This window comes from Flavonifractor sp. An91, from assembly GCF_002159225.1.
In the GTDB taxonomy this organism is placed as follows: domain Bacteria; phylum Bacillota; class Clostridia; order Oscillospirales; family Oscillospiraceae; genus Flavonifractor; species Flavonifractor avicola.
Genome location: NZ_NFHA01000004.1, coordinates 88,900 through 105,105, shown reverse-complemented (window position 1 = coordinate 105,105; position 16,206 = coordinate 88,900). Strand labels below are relative to the sequence as shown.

Annotated in this window: 15 protein-coding genes; 13 read left to right on the top strand and 2 right to left on the bottom strand. The window is 60.1% G+C overall.

The window, feature by feature from the left end; translation table 11 throughout:
- Positions 1-6 precede the first annotated feature (6 nt).
- Genes rph through rsfS form a run of 6 tightly spaced genes read left to right on the top strand, consistent with a single transcriptional unit; the run spans position 7 to position 4,749 of the window.
- Positions 7-708, top strand: coding sequence for a ribonuclease PH (gene rph, locus B5G42_RS04200; protein ID WP_087266945.1), 702 nt, complete (start codon positions 7-9; stop codon positions 706-708).
- Positions 709-711: 3 nt separating this feature from the next.
- A complete protein-coding gene (locus B5G42_RS04195; protein WP_087187679.1) occupies positions 712-1,311 on the top strand; it encodes an XTP/dITP diphosphatase in 600 nt (199 codons plus the stop codon).
- The gene (gene yhbY / locus B5G42_RS04190; RefSeq protein ID WP_087266943.1) at positions 1,295-1,618 is read left to right on the top strand and encodes a ribosome assembly RNA-binding protein YhbY; all 324 of its coding nucleotides are present in this window, start codon (positions 1,295-1,297) and stop codon (positions 1,616-1,618) included. Before B5G42_RS04195 ends, yhbY begins: the two co-directional genes overlap by 17 nt.
- 19 nt (positions 1,619-1,637) lie before the next feature.
- Positions 1,638-2,846 carry a bis(5'-nucleosyl)-tetraphosphatase (symmetrical) YqeK gene (yqeK, locus tag B5G42_RS04185; protein ID WP_087266940.1) on the top strand — a complete coding sequence of 403 codons (1,209 nt, stop codon included), beginning with the start codon at positions 1,638-1,640 and terminating at the stop codon, positions 2,844-2,846.
- 1 nt (position 2,847) lies between these two features.
- Positions 2,848-4,374, top strand: coding sequence for an LCP family protein (locus B5G42_RS04180; RefSeq protein WP_087266935.1), 1,527 nt, complete (start codon positions 2,848-2,850; stop codon positions 4,372-4,374).
- 12 nt (positions 4,375-4,386) lie between these two features.
- A complete protein-coding gene (gene rsfS / locus B5G42_RS04175) occupies positions 4,387-4,749 on the top strand; it encodes a ribosome silencing factor (protein WP_087266931.1) in 363 nt (120 codons plus the stop codon).
- Positions 4,750-4,789: 40 nt separating this feature from the next.
- Here rsfS and B5G42_RS04170 read toward each other — a convergent pair whose 3' ends face one another.
- Entirely contained in the window at positions 4,790-5,956 is a 1,167-nt protein-coding gene (locus B5G42_RS04170; protein ID WP_087266928.1) for a tRNA(Met) cytidine acetate ligase, read from the bottom strand.
- 171 nt (positions 5,957-6,127) lie between these two features.
- Here B5G42_RS04170 and B5G42_RS04165 point away from each other — a divergent pair, with 171 nt between their 5' ends.
- The 7 genes from B5G42_RS04165 to B5G42_RS04135 all read left to right on the top strand — a co-directional run bounded on the left by B5G42_RS04165 (position 6,128) and on the right by B5G42_RS04135 (position 14,739).
- Positions 6,128-7,324 carry an acetate/propionate family kinase gene (locus tag B5G42_RS04165; protein WP_087266926.1) on the top strand — a complete coding sequence of 399 codons (1,197 nt, stop codon included), beginning with the start codon at positions 6,128-6,130 and terminating at the stop codon, positions 7,322-7,324.
- Positions 7,325-7,605: 281 nt separating this feature from the next.
- Positions 7,606-8,223 (top strand): TetR/AcrR family transcriptional regulator, encoded by a 618-nt coding sequence (locus B5G42_RS04160; protein ID WP_206406159.1) that lies wholly within the window; start codon positions 7,606-7,608, stop codon positions 8,221-8,223.
- Between the two features lie 15 nt (positions 8,224-8,238).
- Positions 8,239-9,903 carry an HlyD family efflux transporter periplasmic adaptor subunit gene (locus tag B5G42_RS04155; RefSeq protein ID WP_087266919.1) on the top strand — a complete coding sequence of 555 codons (1,665 nt, stop codon included), beginning with the start codon at positions 8,239-8,241 and terminating at the stop codon, positions 9,901-9,903.
- A gap of 3 nt (positions 9,904-9,906) precedes the next feature.
- Complete coding sequence (locus B5G42_RS04150) at positions 9,907-10,662, top strand: ABC transporter ATP-binding protein (protein ID WP_087266916.1); 756 nt, start codon at positions 9,907-9,909, stop codon at positions 10,660-10,662.
- Positions 10,659-11,891: an ABC transporter permease gene (locus B5G42_RS04145; protein ID WP_087266913.1), complete on the top strand. Its 1,233-nt coding sequence runs from the start codon at positions 10,659-10,661 to the stop codon at positions 11,889-11,891. Before B5G42_RS04150 ends, B5G42_RS04145 begins: the two co-directional genes overlap by 4 nt.
- An 88-nt stretch (positions 11,892-11,979) precedes the next feature.
- Complete coding sequence (locus tag B5G42_RS04140) at positions 11,980-13,869, top strand: S-layer homology domain-containing protein (protein WP_087266910.1); 1,890 nt, start codon at positions 11,980-11,982, stop codon at positions 13,867-13,869.
- A gap of 144 nt (positions 13,870-14,013) precedes the next feature.
- Positions 14,014-14,739 (top strand): peptidoglycan DD-metalloendopeptidase family protein, encoded by a 726-nt coding sequence (locus B5G42_RS04135; protein WP_087266907.1) that lies wholly within the window; start codon positions 14,014-14,016, stop codon positions 14,737-14,739.
- Between the two features lie 43 nt (positions 14,740-14,782).
- On the opposite strand, the gene B5G42_RS04130 is transcribed toward B5G42_RS04135, so the two are convergent.
- On the bottom strand, positions 14,783-16,150 hold the full coding sequence (locus B5G42_RS04130) for an alanine/glycine:cation symporter family protein (RefSeq protein ID WP_087266904.1): 1,368 nt from the start codon (positions 16,148-16,150) through the stop codon (positions 14,783-14,785).
- Positions 16,151-16,206: the final 56 nt, after the last annotated feature.

Sequence of the window (16,206 nt, the reverse complement as noted above, 5' to 3'; positions counted from 1 at the left end):
ATAACAATGGCCAGAATTGACGGACGGGCGGCGGACCAGCTGCGGCCTGTAGAGATCATTCCTAACTTCAACAAATTTGCTGAGGGTTCCTGCCTCATCCGCTGCGGCAACACTCAGGTGCTGTGCTGCGCCAGCGTGGAGGAGCGCACCCCGCCCCACGTTCCCGAGGGGGAGGGCTGGGTCACCGCTGAGTACTCCATGCTGCCCCGGGCCAACCGGGAGCGCTCCAAGCGGGACATTGCCAAGCTGAAGCTGTCTCCCCGCTCCGCGGAGATCCAGCGGCTGGTGGGCCGGTCCCTCCGGGCCTGCGTGGATATGAAAAAGTTGGGTGAGCGCACCGTAACCATCGACTGCGATGTGCTCCAGGGAGACGGCGGCACCCGTACTGCCAGCGTCACCGGCGGCTATGTGGCCCTGGCCCTGGCCCTGAAGAAGGTAGGGGTTGCCGATGCTCTGGTGGATCAGGTGGCGGCGGTGTCTGCCGGCATTGTGGACGATCAGCTGCTGCTGGACCTATGCTATGAGGAGGATTCCTCCGCTCAGGTGGACCTGAACTGTATCATGACCGGGGACGGCAAGCTGGTGGAGATCCAGGGCACCGGCGAGGGCCGGGCCTTTACCGTGGAGGAGCAGCGGGCTCTGGTGGACCTATGTGCCAAGGGCATCGCCCAGCTCCAGACCATCCAGAAAAACGTACTGGAGGGCTGAGACATGAAAATGGTATTGGCCAGCAAGAACGCCCACAAGCTGGTGGAAATGAAGGCCATCCTCTCCCAGCTGGGGGTGGACGTGGTGCTGGAGTCCGAAGTGGGCGTGGATGTGGACGTGGAGGAGACGGGCACTACCTTTGAGGAGAATGCCTATCTGAAGGCCCATGCGGTATGTGAGGCCTCCGGTCTGCCCGCCATTGCCGACGATTCCGGCCTGTGTGTGGACGCCCTCAACGGCGCCCCCGGCGTATACTCCGCCCGCTACGGCGGTCCCGAGCTGGACGACGTGGGCCGGTACAAGCTGCTGCTGGAGAACCTGCGGGGCCAGCTGGACCGGCGGGGCAAATTTGTCTCCTGCATCTGCTGTTGCTTCCCCAACGGGGACAAGGTGGAGGCCAGAGGAGAGTGCCCCGGCACCATTGCTTACGCCCCCAGGGGTGAGGGCGGCTTCGGCTACGACCCTGTGTTCTTTATCCCCGGACTGAAAAAGACCTTTGCGGAACTGACTGCCGAGGAGAAGAACGCCATTTCCCATCGGGGAAATGCGCTGAACAAATTTAAAACAGAATTGGAGAACTATCTGAATGGAACTGACCAGTAAACAGCGGGCCCAGCTGCGGGGCCTGGCAAACAACATCGACACCATCCTCCATGTAGGCAAGGACGGCATCGGCGACAATCTGGTGAAGCAGGCTGACGATGCTCTGGAGGCCCGGGAGCTGATCAAGGGCAAAGTGTTGGAGAATTGTATGCTCACCAGCCGTGAGGCGGCGGAGGAACTGGCCGCGGCCACCCGCAGTGACGTGGTGCAGGTGATCGGAACAAAATTTGTTCTGTATCGTCCAACCCACAAAAAGGATAAGAAAGACAAGATCGTTCTGGTATCGGATAAAAAGCGGAAAGCATAATAAACGAGGGGGCATGGTCATGAAGCTGGGCATCTATGGCGGGACCTTCAATCCACCCCATTTGGGGCATCTGACCTCGGCTCAGGCGGCGATGGACGTTCTGGAGCTGGACCGTTTGCAGTTTGTCCCGGCGGCGCTGCCGCCCCACAAGGAACTGCCTGAGGACAGTCCCGGACCCCGGGAGCGGCTGGCTATGGTGGAGCTGGCGGCGGACAGTCTGCTGCTGCCTGATCGGATCGGGGTCAATGCCCTGGAGCTCTCCCGACCCGGGAAAAGCTACACTGCGGATACGCTGGAGCAGATCCACGCCCAGTATCCCGACGCGGAGCTGTGGCTGATGATGGGTACCGATATGTTTCTTACCCTGCAAAACTGGTGGGAGCCCCAACGGATCACCCGACTGGCGGGAATATGTACCTTTGCCCGTACCCAGAGCGACAGCGGCGAGGCTTTGAACATCCAGGCAGAGTATCTGCAAAAGACCTTCGGGGCCAAGACCTGTGTGCTCCAGCTGCCCCATATTGTAGATGTATCCTCCACCCAGCTGCGGGAGCTGCTGGCCCGGGGAGAGGGACAGGAGTATCTGTCTCCGGCGGTATATGGATATATCATCCGCCACGGCCTGTACGGGGTCCATTTTGACCTGAAGCATCTGCCGGACCGGGAACTGCGGGCCTGCGCCTGCTCCATGATCCGGGCCAAGCGAATTGCCCACATCAGGGGCACGGAAGAGGAGGCGGTGCGTCTGGCCCGCCGCTGGGGCGCCGACGAGGAAAAGGCCCGCCGGGCAGGTATCCTCCATGATATTACAAAATATCTGGAGATGGACGAACAGTTGCAATTATGCCATAAATATGGTATCGTACTGGATGATTTGGAACAGCGTGCTGTTAAGCTGCTCCATTCCAAAACCGGGGCGTGTGTGGCCCGGGATGTGTATGGAGTGAGTGACGATATTTACAATGCGATTTTCTGGCATACCACCGGCAAAGCGGATATGACGCTGCTGGAGAAGATTCTGTACATCGCCGACTACATGGAACCCAACCGGGACTTCCCGGGCGTGGAGAAGCTGCGGAAGCTGGCTTATGAGGATCTGGACCAGGCAGTGCTGCTGGGCTGTGAGATGAGCATTCAGGAGATGAAGGACCGGGGCCTGCCGGTCCACAGCAACACGCTGCAGGCCAGGGATTGGCTGAGGAGCAAATCCAGCAGAAAGGAACCTTGAGATGAACCCGGAAGAGAAAAAGAACAGCCGCGGCGGCGCCCGGCTCGCGAAAGAGCAAAAGCCGCCCAAAGCCCCCAAGCAGAAAAAACCAAAGCCCCAGCGCACGCCCAGGGAAAAGATCCTGCGCATCTTGTTTATCATCTTTACAGTGATCGCAGCCCTGATCGTGATCCTGTTTGTGGCCTATAAGCTGCTGGTGGTCAAGCCGGAGATTCCCAATGTAGCGCCCCCCGATGCGGAGGAATCTGCCGGAATGGAGATGACGGGACCGAAACTGTCCGGCGACCGGAAAGAGGAGTTCTACACCTTCCTGGTGGTGGGACGGGATACCGGCGGCGGCGGCAACACCGACACCATTATGGTCATGTCCTACGACATTCCCAATCAGCAGCTCAATGTGCTGAATATTCCCCGTGATACTATGGTCAATGTGCCCTGGGACGTGAAGAAGATCAATTCCGTCTACAACTGGGCTTCCAACTACGACAGGGATGGCATCGATTATCTGAAGGAGGAGATCTCCTACCTTATTGGTTTCCAGCCTGACTTCACCATGGTGGTGGAATGGGAGGCTGTGGGTGAGCTGGTGGATGCTATCGGGCCCGTGTGGTTTGATGTACCCTACGACATGAATTATGATGATGGTACTCAGGACCTCTACATCCATCTGGAGGCTGGCTACCAGGAGATCGACGGCGACGAGGCCATGCAGCTGCTGCGCTGGCGGAAAAACAACAAGATTGAAAACGGCAAGCTGATCGTCTACGGCGGTTATCCCTCCGGCGATCTGGGCCGTATCCAGACCCAGCAGGATTTCCTGAAGGCGGTCATTGAGACCTGTCTGAACAACTTGACTGTGGATAAGATCCCCGCCCTGGCTCAGATCTTCTTCAATAATGTGGATACCCGCGGCACTCTTACCGTGAATAACCTGGCCTGGTTTGCCCAGGAGGCCATTCTGGGCGGGCTGAGTATGGAGAACGTCAACTTTATGACCCTGCCCTGTGAGGGCGTTTACGTCTATAGCCGGACGGTGGGCAACAAGCAGTCCTATGTGACCCCCATCCAGGATCAGACCCTGGAAATGATCAACACCTATTTCAACCCCTATCTGGAGGACATCCGGTTGGATCAGCTGGATCTGATGAGCGTCAATGACGACGGGTCTCTGTCCTCCACCAGCGGCCATGTGGAGGACACCTATGCGGCTAAGCCTCAGGGCGGCAGCTCCAGCAGTTCGTCCGGTTCTTCCAGTTCGAACAGTTCCAGCGGCTCGGGTAGCTCCAACACAACGACCAAGCCCAGCAGCACGCCCAAGCCGGAAGTGACTTCCACGCCCAGGCCCAGTAACAGTCCGGCAGCCAGTGCGCAGCCCTCCGCGACCCCGGCTTCCACACCCAGTCCCACGGCCAGTGCGCAGCCCTCTGCGACCCCGGCGCCTACCCCAACTCCGGCCCCTACGCCGGCAGCCACACCCGCTCCTGAATCGACACCGGAGATTGGTCCGGGCATGGAGCCTGTGGAGTAAAGGAGAGATTTTATGTTAACACCTAAGGAAATTGCCCTGCTGGCCGCCAAAGCGCTGGACAGTAAGAAGGGCCTGGATATTAAGGTGCTGGAGACCGGTCATCTGACCACGCTGGCCGACTATTTCGTGCTGTGCTCCGCCACCTCCACCACCCAGATCAAGGCCCTGGCCGACGTCTGTGAGAAGGAACTGAAGGACGCCGGCGAGCCCCCCCACCATGTGGAGGGCCACCGGGGCGGCATCTGGATTCTGCTGGACTTCTCCTCCGTGGTGGTCCACATCTTCAACGAGGAGGCCAGAGAGTTTTACGATCTGGAGCGCCTGTGGAGCGACGCCACCCCTGTGGACCTGTCCGGTGTGCTCACCGAAAACTAAAGCAGTAAAAAAGTGTCGCGGGATTTCCCGCGACACTTTTTTATTTTATGATGACTGGGCTGGAGGTCCACTCCAAGCCGCAGGGCCTGGGTATGGGGAAGCACAGACCGTACAGGTCGGTGTATCGGACTTCCGCCTCAAAGAGCTGCCTGGCCGGGCCGGTCAGAGCCCTGGCCTGGGCGGGTTTGGTGAGGATGGGGAGGGAGCAGAGCCGCTTCATCTCCTTCAGCAGGGCCTGCCCACGGCCGTTGAGCCCCAGCACCCGCACATAGGGGGGCAGCGCGGGACGATCCGTGGTCAGCCCCAAAAAGGCGGACAGAGCCAGCCGCCGGAGTCGGGCGTGGGTATAGCGCTTGGTTTTGGCAAGGGAGTAGAATTCATCCAGGGAGAGGGCCTGTCGGGCGGCGCGGACCAGACGTTCCGGCAGGCCTTCTGCCGCGCCGCTGTCGGGGAGGGCGGCCCAGTCTGAGGCGTCCATGGTGCGCAGTTTGGCCAGAATGGCCCGCTCGATATGGGACAGGGAGGATATCGCCCCCATCCGGTCCAGAGCGTTGGGGCGTACCAGCAGGGCGGCTTCCTCTTGCTGTCCGCTCCGCAGCAGTCGCCGGATCTGGGTAGCGGAAGCGAAACCCTCCACCGTCCGGCTGCTGTTATGCTCCGCCCCCCGGCGGGGTACCGTTACTACCTCCATGGAGGCGGACAGATGGCGGAGGGCCCGCAGGTATTCCACCCCCAGGTTGTTGTTTGGGGTGGACAGGCAGGAACAATTTGCAGCCTCCTGCCGGGCGGCGGGAAAGGACAGCCCCTTGCCCAGAGCTGCCCGCAGCCTGGCAGGGAAGTCCGGGGCATCCAGAGCCTCCGCTGCCTGGCGCAGTTCATCAGCGCTGCCGCACTCGCTGCCAAAGGAGAGGGTATCTACCACCCCGGTGGCAGCCAGAATCGACACCGCGCCCCGGGCAAAGGCCTCTGCTGAGGCCATGGCCCAGGGGGTGGGAAGCTCCAGCACCAGATCGGCGCCCCCCTCCAGAGCCAGTCCAGCACGGGTCCATTTGTCCGTAACGGCACAATCCGCCCCCTGTACCCAGTGGCCGCTCATGACGCACACCACCGGCCGGTCCTCCTCCAGCAGGCGGCGGGTCTGGGCGATGTGCCAGGCGTGACCCAGGTGGAATGGATTGTATTCCGCGACGATGCCTACAGCGGTCATGGCTTTTCCTCCAGAACGAGAGTAAAATTTTTCTCCCTTTCAGTCAAAATGCGGGTTGTTCTTTGTGAAAAAAAGGGATAAAATAAAATTGATATGTTTCTGTTATTGTACTACGGGAACGCCTGGCTCTCAAGCCATAGTTTATCAGGAAATGTAAGGAGAGATGGAACCATGAAAGTTCTGGTCATCAACGCTGGCAGCTCTTCCCTCAAGTATCAGCTCATGGACCCCGCCACCCGTGAGGTGCTGGCCAAGGGCCTGTGTGAGCGCATCGGCATCGACGGCCGCCTGACCCACAAGGTCCCCGCCAAGGATGCCAAGTATGAGTTCGAGATCCCCATGCCCACCCATGCCGAGGCCATTCAGGCCGTGCTGGACGCCCTGCTCTCCAGCGAGCACGGCGTGATCAAGAGTGCCTCCGAGATCGACGCTGTGGGTCACCGCGTGGTGCACGGCGGCGAGAAATTCGCTTCCTCCGTGCTCATCACCGATGAGGTCATGGCTGCTCTGGAGGAGTGCATCCCCCTGGCCCCTCTCCACAATCCTGCCAACATCACCGGCATCCGCGCCTGCCAGAAGGTCATGCCCGGTGTGCCCATGGTGGGCGTGTTTGACACCGCCTTCCATCAGACCATGCCCGCCAAGAGCTACATCTATGCTCTGCCCTACGAGTACTATGAGAAGGACAAGGTCCGCCGCTACGGCTTCCACGGCACCTCTCACCGCTACGTTTCCGCCCGGGCTGCCGCTATGCTGGGCAAGCCCATTGAGGAGCTGAAGATCATCACCTGCCACCTGGGCAACGGCTCCTCCGTGGCCGCTGTGGACTGCGGCAAGAGCGTGGACACCTCCATGGGCTTCACCCCCCTGGCCGGTCTGCCCATGGGCACCCGCTCCGGCGATCTGGACGCCGGTATCATGGAGTACCTGATGAACAAGTATGGCTACGACATGAAGGAAATGATGACCATCCTCAACAAGAAGTCCGGCGTACTGGGCATTTCCGGTATATCCTCCGACTTCCGCGACGTTGAGAACGCTGCCAACGAGGGCAACCAGCAGGCTGCTCTGGCTCTGGAGGCCTTCCAGTATGGCGTGAAGAAGCTCATCGGTGCCTATGCTGCCGCCATGGGCGGTGTGGACGTTATCGTGTTCACCGCCGGCGTGGGCGAGAACGATGCCAACACCCGTCTGGCTGCCGCTTCCGGACTGGAGTTCATGGGCGTGAAGATGGACGCCGAGGCCAACAGGGTCCGCGGCAAGGAGACCGTGATCTCCGCAGCCGACTCCAATGTGAAGGTGCTGCTCATCCCCACCGACGAGGAGCTCATGATCGCCATGGATACCGCCGCCATCGTGGGCAAGTAAGGGAAACAGAATATCGTTCCATTCAAAGGGGCGCTGCTATGCAGCGCCCCTTTTTGCATCAAAAACGGGAAGCCGGTAGGATCCTGCTGCGGCTAGCCCCATTCTTTTAGAAAAATTTCATCTTTTTTTATGGAAGCTTTGGGAAGGATTTGCTATCCTGTCTGACGGAATGGTTGGGAACAAATTGTGAATTCTGCGCCCGCCCTGTTGACATATGACAGCTTGTCGGATTAAGATAATACGACAGGTTGTCAGGTCTGGAGGGAAGCACTGTGCCAAGTATGACCTTTTTTCATCTGCCGGCAGAAAAGCGGGAGCGCCTGCTGGCGGCGGCCCGGGCGGAATTTGTCCGGGTGCCCTACGAAGATGCCTCCATCAACCGGATGATCCGGGAGGCAGGTATCCCACGGGGCAGCTTCTATATGTACTTTACCGATAAGGAGGACCTGTTCCACTATCTGATGGAGTCCTATGGACAGCAGCTGGTGGAGCAGGTGGAGGAATGGCTGGACCGGGACGGCGGCGATTTGTTTCAGGCCTTTCTGGACCTGTTTGACTATCTGCAGGCCAACCGGAACAGCGATGATTTCCGGGAGATGGCGGCCATCCTCCGCCGCAATCAGCGGCTTCAGCCGGGATTGATCCTCAACCGGCAGGGGCCCTGTGCCATTGTGGACCGCCTGCGGGACAAGATTGACCTGTCCCGGCTGGATCTGCGCACCGACACCGATCTGCCTGATCTGTTTCATCTGCTGATCTCCGCGGTGGCGGGGACCATGCTGACGGCAGAGCAGGACGGCGGCGTGGAGCAGGCCAGAGCCAGGATGATTCGTATTTTGGGGATCTTACAGCGGGGCGTGGCCGCAAAAGAGGCTGTGCCCGGCCGGGGACAGCAATGAAAAGGAGAAACGACCATGGAAGCAACCCAAGTAAAATCGGAAACCACAGCGGCGCCCAAGGAGGATCAGAAAAAACTTCCGGAGTTTAAGGCGCCCAAAAAGAAGCGCAAGTGGGTCAAGCGGGTGATTGCTCTGGTGGTGATCGTGGTGATCATTGCCTTCCTGCTCTCCCGCTGTATGGGTGCGGGCAAGCAGATCATCAGCAGTGCCTATTTGCCCTACACGGCCTCCATGCAGGATATGACGGTGTCCGTGTCGGGTACCGGTACCATTGAACCCATCCAGTCCTACAACGTGACCACTCTGGTCAGCGGCGAGATTCTGGAGGCCCCCTTCGAGGAGGGCCAGACGGTACATAAGGGCGACGTGCTCTTCCGCATCGACGCCAAGGATGTGGAGAATAACATTGAGCAGCTCCAGCTCAATGTCCGTTCGGCTCAGCTGGCCCTGGACGATCTGCTCAAGACCCAGAGCGACAATCAGAAGGACCGGAACATCACCGCCAAGGACGCCGGCGTGATCACCGAGCTGCACGTGGAGCAGGGGGACACTGTGACGGTGGGTACGGTGATCGCCGACGTGCTGGACCGGGACCATATGAAGCTGAAGGTGCCCTTCCACGCGGCGGACGCCGCCGGCTTCTATGTGGGGCAGACCGCCACGGTGACGGTGAACGGCACCGGATCTACCCTCACCGGCACAGTGGATGAGATTGCCGCCACCGACGAGGTGGGCGCCGGCGGCACCCTGGTGCGGCAGGTGACCATTCTGGTCAACAACCCGGGGGTGCTGTCCGAGACCAGCCAGGGCACCGCCTCCATCGGCGGCAACGCCTGTGCGGCTGGAGCCGCCTTCACCTATGCTTCCTCCGCCCAGATCACCGCCAAGGCCGCCGGCGACCTGGATGTGCTCAATGTGAAGGAGGGGGACCGGGTCAGCGTGGGGCAGGTCATCGGCGTGATCTCCAAGGCCGATCTGGATACCCAGATCGAGAACGCCCGGATTGCCCTGGAAAACGCCCAGCTCTCCCTGAAAAACGCCCAGGAGAAGCTGGACGACTATACCATCACCTCCACCATCGACGGTCAGGTCATTGAGAAAAACCTGGATGTGGGAGACAACATCAACGGGATGTCCAGCTCGGGCACCACGGTGACCTATCCCGCCGTGATCTATGACCGCTCCCAGCTCACCTTTGAGATGGATATTGACGAGCAGGACATCAGCCAGATCCAGGTGGGCCAGAAGGTGGAGATTACCGCCGACGCTCTGGACGGCCAGAGTTTTACCGGCGTGGTGGATAAAATCAACATCAACGGCACCACCGCCAGCGGACACACCAGCTACCCGGTGACCGTCCTGGTGGACGGCTCCCCGGAGGAGCTGTACCCCGGCATGAACGTCTCCGCCAAGATCATCGTGGAGGAAGTGGGCAACGTGCTGGCTCTGCCGGTGGAGGCCGTGGAGCGGGGGAATACCGTTCTGGTGGCTACCCCCGAGTGCCTGGATGAAAAAGGAAACGTAGTGGACATCACCGCCGCCCAGGAGCGGCAGGTCACCCTGGGCCGCAACGATGACAACTACATCGAGATCGTGGACGGTTTGGAGGAAGGGGAAGTGATCCTGGCCCCCAGCCCCCAGGGGTCCAACATGATGGAAGCTATGATGGGGATGGGTTAAGCCATGGGACACCTCATTGAACTGAAAGACGTCTACAAGATCTACCAGATGGGGGATGAGACCGTCCACGCCCTGGACGGCATCTCCCTGACGGTGGACCAGGGGGAGTTTGTGGCCATCGTGGGCCAGTCCGGCTCCGGTAAGTCCACCGCCATGAACATCATCGGCTGTCTGGATGTGCCCACCGCCGGTACCTACCACCTGGGCGGGGTGGACGTGTCCACCATGGATGACGACCAGCAGGCCGAGATCCGCAACAAGATGCTGGGCTTTATCTTCCAGCAGTATAACCTCATACCAAAGCTCAACGTGCTGGAAAATGTGGAGCTGCCGCTGCTGTATGCCGGTGTGCCCGGCAGCGAGCGCCGGGAGCGGGCCCTTCAGGCTCTGGAACGGGTGGGACTGGCGGACAAGCGGAAGAATCTGCCCAGCCAGCTCTCCGGTGGTCAGCAGCAGCGGGTCTCCATTGCCCGCGCTCTGGCGGGAAATCCGTCGGTGATCCTGGCCGACGAGCCCACCGGCGCTCTGGATTCCCGCACCGGCCGGGAGGTGTTGGGCTTCCTTCAGAAGCTCAACGCCGAGGGAGACACCGTGGTCCTCATCACCCATGACAATTCCATTGCGGTAAGGGCCAAACGCATCGTCCGTCTTCAGGATGGACGAATCATCTATGACGGGGACGCCCACGATCCCAGAGCTGTGGTCCAGCCCGATCTGGAGGAGGAACACGGCGGAGCCAGGGAGGTGCTGAATCTATGAAGATAGGACAGTCCTTCCGGCTGGCCATCAAGAGCCTGATGACCAGTAAGGTGCGGGCGCTGCTTACCATGCTGGGTATCATCATCGGTGTGGGGGCGGTTATCGTCATCGTGTCCCTGGGCAACGGGATGCAGCAGTACATGAACAGCCAGTTTGAGCAGATCGGTGTCAATATGATCCAGGTGAGGATCTACTCCTACGGCGGAAACCGGGAGGCCACGCCGGAGGACTTCTATGAGTTGGCGAAAAAATATCCTCAGTACATCGATTCGGTGAGTCCCTACCTCAGCGCTACCACCATTGTCCGCCAGGGTGCCCAGGAGTATGAGCGCACCAAGGTCTACGGCGTCAGCGAAACCATGTACAACAGCGAGAAGGGGCAGACAGCTACCGGCGACAAGCTGGAGGAAGGCCGCTTCCTCAGCTATGTGGATGTGGAAAAGAATCAAAAGGTGTGCGTGATTGGCAGCTACCTCAATGAGGATATGTTTGGCGGTCAGGGCCTGGGACAGACCCTGACCATAGGAGGCGTACCCTACACCGTCATCGGCACGCTGGCCCAGAAGGCGGATTCCACCGAGGGCAGCGGAGACGACCAGATCTATCTGCCCTATGGCCTGGTGGAGCAGATCAACGCTACCGGCAGCATGATGGGAATGAGCAGCAACTCCTACCTGGTCACCAGTACCAACAAGGATACCTCCGCCGCCGCCAAGGGTGTCATTGAGAATATGCTCTTTCGCATCTATGGGGACAGCAGTGCCTATCTGGTCATGACCTCGGCGGAAATGATGGACATGATGGACTCCATGCTGGGTGTGCTCATGACCATTCTGGTGGTTATTGCCGCTATTTCCCTGGTGGTGGGCGGCATCGGCATCATGAATATCATGCTGGTATCGGTGACCGAGCGCACCCGGGAGATCGGCATCCGGAAATCTCTGGGGGCCAAGGGCCGGGATATCCGCAGCCAGTTTATCATTGAGGCGGGTACCACCTCCGCCATCGGCGGCGTGATCGGTATCCTGTTTGGTATCCTGCTGGCCAATCTGTTTACCGCGGTGGTGGGAGTGGTGATGAGCGACGCCGAGGGCTTTGCCGCCATTCCCAATCTCAGCGGCATTCTGGTGTCCTTTGGCGTGTCGGTGGGCATCGGCGTCCTGTTCGGTTACCTGCCTGCCAACAAGGCGGCCAAACTCAACCCAATTGATGCCCTGCGTTACGATTGACAGGTGGGGAGGAACCTCTTGCCTCCTGCCTTCAGGGGGTATATACTTACGGTAACGAAGGCCCGTTTCCGTGGGAAGGAGAAAAAAGATGAAGCATAGACTGTTATCCGGATTGCTGGCCCTGGTTTTGGTATTGGGGCTGGCCCCTGCGGCGCTGGCTGCCCCTCCGGCCGAGGCGGAGGCTGCCCAGGTACTGGCTGCGCTGGACATTATGGTAGGAGATCAAAATGGTGATCTGGCCCTGGACCGTACCATTACCCGGGCGGAATTCACCAAAATGACAGTGGCGGCCTCCACCAGCCGGGATACGGTGGGGGATACGGTGGCTGTCAAGCCCTATCCGGACGTGCCCCAGACCCACTGGGCGGCTCCCTATGTGAAAGCCGCTGTGGACCTGGGCCTGGTTCAGGGCGATCTGTACGGCAACTTCAACCCCGACCAGAAGATCACTCTGGCGGAAGGGGTGACCATGGTACTGCGGCTGCTGGGCTATACCGACAGCGACTTTACCGGCGTTTGGCCCGCCGGCCAGATGGCCCAGTACCGGGCCCTGGATCTGGACGAGGGGGTAAGCTGCGGGCAGAATGAGAACATGACCCGTCGGGATGCCCTGTACCTGTTCTATAATCTGATGGTCACCAAGAACAAGGAGGGGATCTACCACCTGAATGTGCTGGAACCCACCCTGAATCTGGTGAATGCCGCCGGTGAGCTGGACCGGGTGGCTCTCATCAACTCTGCCATGGAGGGGCCGGTGGTGGCCTCCGCCAACTGGCAGGATTCCCTGCCCTTTAATGCTTCCACTGCCACAGTATACCGCAACAGCAAGGCGGCTACACTGGGCAGCATTCAGGAGCAGGATGTGCTCTACTGGTCCAAGTCCATGCGGACGGTGTGGGCCTACTCGGATAAGGCCACTGGTACCCTGGAGGCCCTCAGCCCCTCCGCTTCCGCGCCTACTTCGGTGACGGTGGCGGGCAAGACCTATGCCATCGAGACCACCTCCGCCGCCTATGCGCTGTCCGACCTGGGCAGCTATGCGGTAGGCGATCAGGTCACCCTGCTGCTGGGCCGCAACGGCGGCGTGGCCGCCCTGGGTGAGGCGCCCAGCGAGGGTGCGCTGATTTACGGCGTGATCACCAAGGTGGAAAACCTACCCTATGACGACGGAAACAACGGTACCTATACCGCCCGCACGGTGACGGTGGCCGCCACCGACGGCAGCAGCTACCGCTATCAGTGCAGTGAAAAGAGCCTGGAGGAGGGGGACCTGGTCCAGGTCATCACCGGCGACAGTGAGGTCCAGGTGAAGCGGCTGAGCACCGCCAAACTGACCGGCAAGGTCAATTCCGATGGCACCAAGCTGGGCAGCTATGTGCTGGCGGATGATGTGCAGATCATTGATACCTATGAATCCCGCACTCCCATCCGGGTCTATCCCAGCCGCCTGGCGGGGGTGGAGCTGACCGGCAGCATGGTGCGCTACTATGCCCTCAACAGCGCCGGAGAGATCAGCCATCTGATCCTGGACGATGTGACCGGTGATCTGCACCAGTACGGCATCATTACCGATGTGAATGAGGTCAATGTGAGCCTGCCCACTGGCGGTTTCCAGATCTCTTCCGCTTACACTTATGATGTGGGCGGTCAGGAGCTGATGTTTGGCTCCGATTCCAAGATCTACAATCTGAAAACCGGTCCCTGCCAGGTCAAGATGGACAGTGATACCAATGTGGAGCGCCTGTACAACCTGAGTGAGCAGAAGCTGGACAGCGTCAGTGTCAGCGGAAACTTTGCCGTGGGCACTGACCGGCGGCAGTATGCGCTTTCCGAGCAGGTGGTGGTCTATGTCTATGATAAGGGCGACTATCTGCTCTCCAGCCTGTCCAAGGTGACGGAAGGAGACTATGCCCTCACCGGCTGGTACGACAAGAGCGAGAGTGCCGGCGGCCGGATCCGCGTGATCGTGGCCCGGTAAGCCTCAGAAGAAAAGAGCCCCGCCCCGCAGAGCCAGATATGCTCTGCGGGGCGGGGTTTATCATTTGAAATGCAGAAATTTCCGCCCGATGTGTATAACCCCTCTCCGGCCTGTCCAAAATAAGGCTCGGAGGTGCTGAAGAGCATGAAAAAATCATTCTACCACCGTTTCAGCGACTTTATCGAGGGAAAGGGATTTTACATCGTCCTGGCTCTCTGTCTTGCGGCCATCGGGCTTTCCGGCTGGTTCCTGTTCTCCTCCCTGACCGGGGAGCAGGAGGAGCAGCCTGTAGGCGGTACAGCCAGCATCACGGTGACCCCTGCCCCCACACCGGCTGCTACTGTAACGCCGGTGAAGCCCACCGTGACCGCAACCCCCAGGCCTACCGCTACGGTTCCCGCCGTAGTCTCTGCCACGCCCTCGGCCACCGTTCAGCCGACGCCCACACCTAAGAGCGCCCCCACCTCCCTCACCTGGCCGGTACAGGGAGAGGTGCTCACCAGCTACAGCGTGGAGACCCTGGCCTATGACGTGACCATGGCTGACTGGCGCACCCACGCCGGTGTGGATATTGCCGCCGCCGCCGGCACGGAGGTCCGGGCTCCCGCCTCCGGTGTGGTGGTTGAGGTGACCGAGGATGTGATGCTGGGCACCACTGTGGTCATCGACCACGGAGGCGACCTGACCACAACCTGCGCCAACCTGGCCTCCGTTCCCACAGTGGAAGTGGGGGATGAGGTGACGGTAGGGGATATCATCGGCTCGGTGGGGAACACCGCCATTGCCGAGAGTGCCCTGGCCAGCCATCTGCATTTCAGTGTGGAGCGTGAGGGCCAGAGCGTGGACCCCATGGAACTGCTGAACGGATAACAGAAAAGAGGGCGCTGCGGAGTGCAGCGCGCTCTTTCTATTGTCAGCGATGGAGCTGATCCCCGGAACCACGGGTGATTCTGACCACCAGGCCGCTGAGGGCCAGCAGGCCGATCAGGTTGGGCAGTACCATCAGGCCGTTGAACATATCGGACAGACTCCAGACCAGATCCACTTTCAGGGTGGAACCTACCACGATAAAGACCACCACGATCACGGCGTACAGTTTGGCGGCGCCCTTGCCGAACAGGGCCTTCACATTGACCTCGCCGAAGAAATACCAGCCGATGATGGTGGAGAAGGCGAAGAACAGCATACAGATGGCCACAAAGGCGTTGCCGAAGGAGCCGAAGGCGGCGTTGAAGGCGGCCTGGGCCAGAGCAGTACCCTGGAGGGGGCCGTTCACAGGCTGAAGCATACCGGAGGAGATGATGACCAGGGCGGTCAGGGTGAGCACCACAAAGGTGTCGATAAATACGCCCATCATGGCAATGATGCCCTGATCCTGGGGTTTTTCCACCTTGGCCATGGCGTGGGCGTGGGGGGTGGAGCCCATACCGGCTTCGTTGGAGAACAGGCCCCGGGCCACGCCGTACCGCATGGCCTCCCGCACACTCAGGCCCAGAGCGCCGCCAAACACCGCCTGGGGATCAAAGGCGCACACAAAGATGGAGCGCAGGGCGGAGAGCAGGGTCTCGTGGTTGATGCACAGGATGATGATGCAGCCTACAATGTAGAACAGAGCCATGATGGGGACGATCTTCTCCGTGAAGGAGGCAATACGCCGCACACCGCCCAGGAAGATAAAGGCGGCAATGACAGCCACCACCACGCCCACCGCCAGTTTGGGAATGCCAAAGGCGGTGTGGAAGGCGTCGCCGATGGAGTTGGACTGGACCATATTGCCCATAAAGCCAAGGGCCAGGATGATGGCGATGGCAAAGAAGCCGGACAGGAACTTGCCGAACTTGCCCCGGAAGGCTGCCCGGATGTAGTACAGGGGGCCGCCGGTGACATGGCCGTCGGCATCGGTGGTGCGGAACCGCTGAGCCAGCACCGCCTCGGAATAGATGGTGGCCATGCCGAAGAAGGCGGACAGCCACATCCAGAAGATGGCGCCGGGGCCGCCGGAATACAGGGCGGTGGCGCAGCCGGTGATGTTGCCGGTGCCCACCTGGGCGGCAATGGCGGTGGTCAGGGCCTGGAAGGAGGACATACCCTCCTTGCCTGCCCGGGCGCCCTTCATGGAGAAGCCGCCGAACAGCCGGCGCATTCCTTCACCGAATTTTCGCAGCTGGATAAAACCCAGACGTACCGTAAAGAAAATACCGGTGGCTACCAGCAAAAAGAGCAGCGCATAGTCCCACAGCACGGTGTTAACCGCGCCCACCAGTCCTTCGATCCATTCCATTGTACTCTCTCCTCGTTTCTTGGAATTGCGGCAAAGAAAAGGGCCAAACCGCACAC

Excerpts from the sequence above, each read along its gene's own strand:
- rph (WP_087266945.1), top strand. The coding sequence starts at position 7 with ATGGCCAGAATTGACGGACGGGCGGCGGACCAGCTGCGGCCTGTAGAG.
- B5G42_RS04195 (WP_087187679.1), top strand. The coding sequence starts at position 712 with ATGAAAATGGTATTGGCCAGCAAGAACGCCCACAAGCTGGTGGAAATG.
- yhbY (WP_087266943.1), top strand. The coding sequence starts at position 1,295 with ATGGAACTGACCAGTAAACAGCGGGCCCAGCTGCGGGGCCTGGCAAAC.
- yqeK (WP_087266940.1), top strand. The coding sequence starts at position 1,638 with ATGAAGCTGGGCATCTATGGCGGGACCTTCAATCCACCCCATTTGGGG.
- B5G42_RS04180 (WP_087266935.1), top strand. The coding sequence starts at position 2,848 with ATGAACCCGGAAGAGAAAAAGAACAGCCGCGGCGGCGCCCGGCTCGCG.
- rsfS (WP_087266931.1), top strand. The coding sequence starts at position 4,387 with ATGTTAACACCTAAGGAAATTGCCCTGCTGGCCGCCAAAGCGCTGGAC.
- B5G42_RS04170 (WP_087266928.1), bottom strand. The coding sequence starts at position 5,956 with ATGACCGCTGTAGGCATCGTCGCGGAATACAATCCATTCCACCTGGGT.
- B5G42_RS04165 (WP_087266926.1), top strand. The coding sequence starts at position 6,128 with ATGAAAGTTCTGGTCATCAACGCTGGCAGCTCTTCCCTCAAGTATCAG.
- B5G42_RS04160 (WP_206406159.1), top strand. The coding sequence starts at position 7,606 with ATGACCTTTTTTCATCTGCCGGCAGAAAAGCGGGAGCGCCTGCTGGCG.
- B5G42_RS04155 (WP_087266919.1), top strand. The coding sequence starts at position 8,239 with ATGGAAGCAACCCAAGTAAAATCGGAAACCACAGCGGCGCCCAAGGAG.
- B5G42_RS04150 (WP_087266916.1), top strand. The coding sequence starts at position 9,907 with ATGGGACACCTCATTGAACTGAAAGACGTCTACAAGATCTACCAGATG.
- B5G42_RS04145 (WP_087266913.1), top strand. The coding sequence starts at position 10,659 with ATGAAGATAGGACAGTCCTTCCGGCTGGCCATCAAGAGCCTGATGACC.
- B5G42_RS04140 (WP_087266910.1), top strand. The coding sequence starts at position 11,980 with ATGAAGCATAGACTGTTATCCGGATTGCTGGCCCTGGTTTTGGTATTG.
- B5G42_RS04135 (WP_087266907.1), top strand. The coding sequence starts at position 14,014 with ATGAAAAAATCATTCTACCACCGTTTCAGCGACTTTATCGAGGGAAAG.
- B5G42_RS04130 (WP_087266904.1), bottom strand. The coding sequence starts at position 16,150 with ATGGAATGGATCGAAGGACTGGTGGGCGCGGTTAACACCGTGCTGTGG.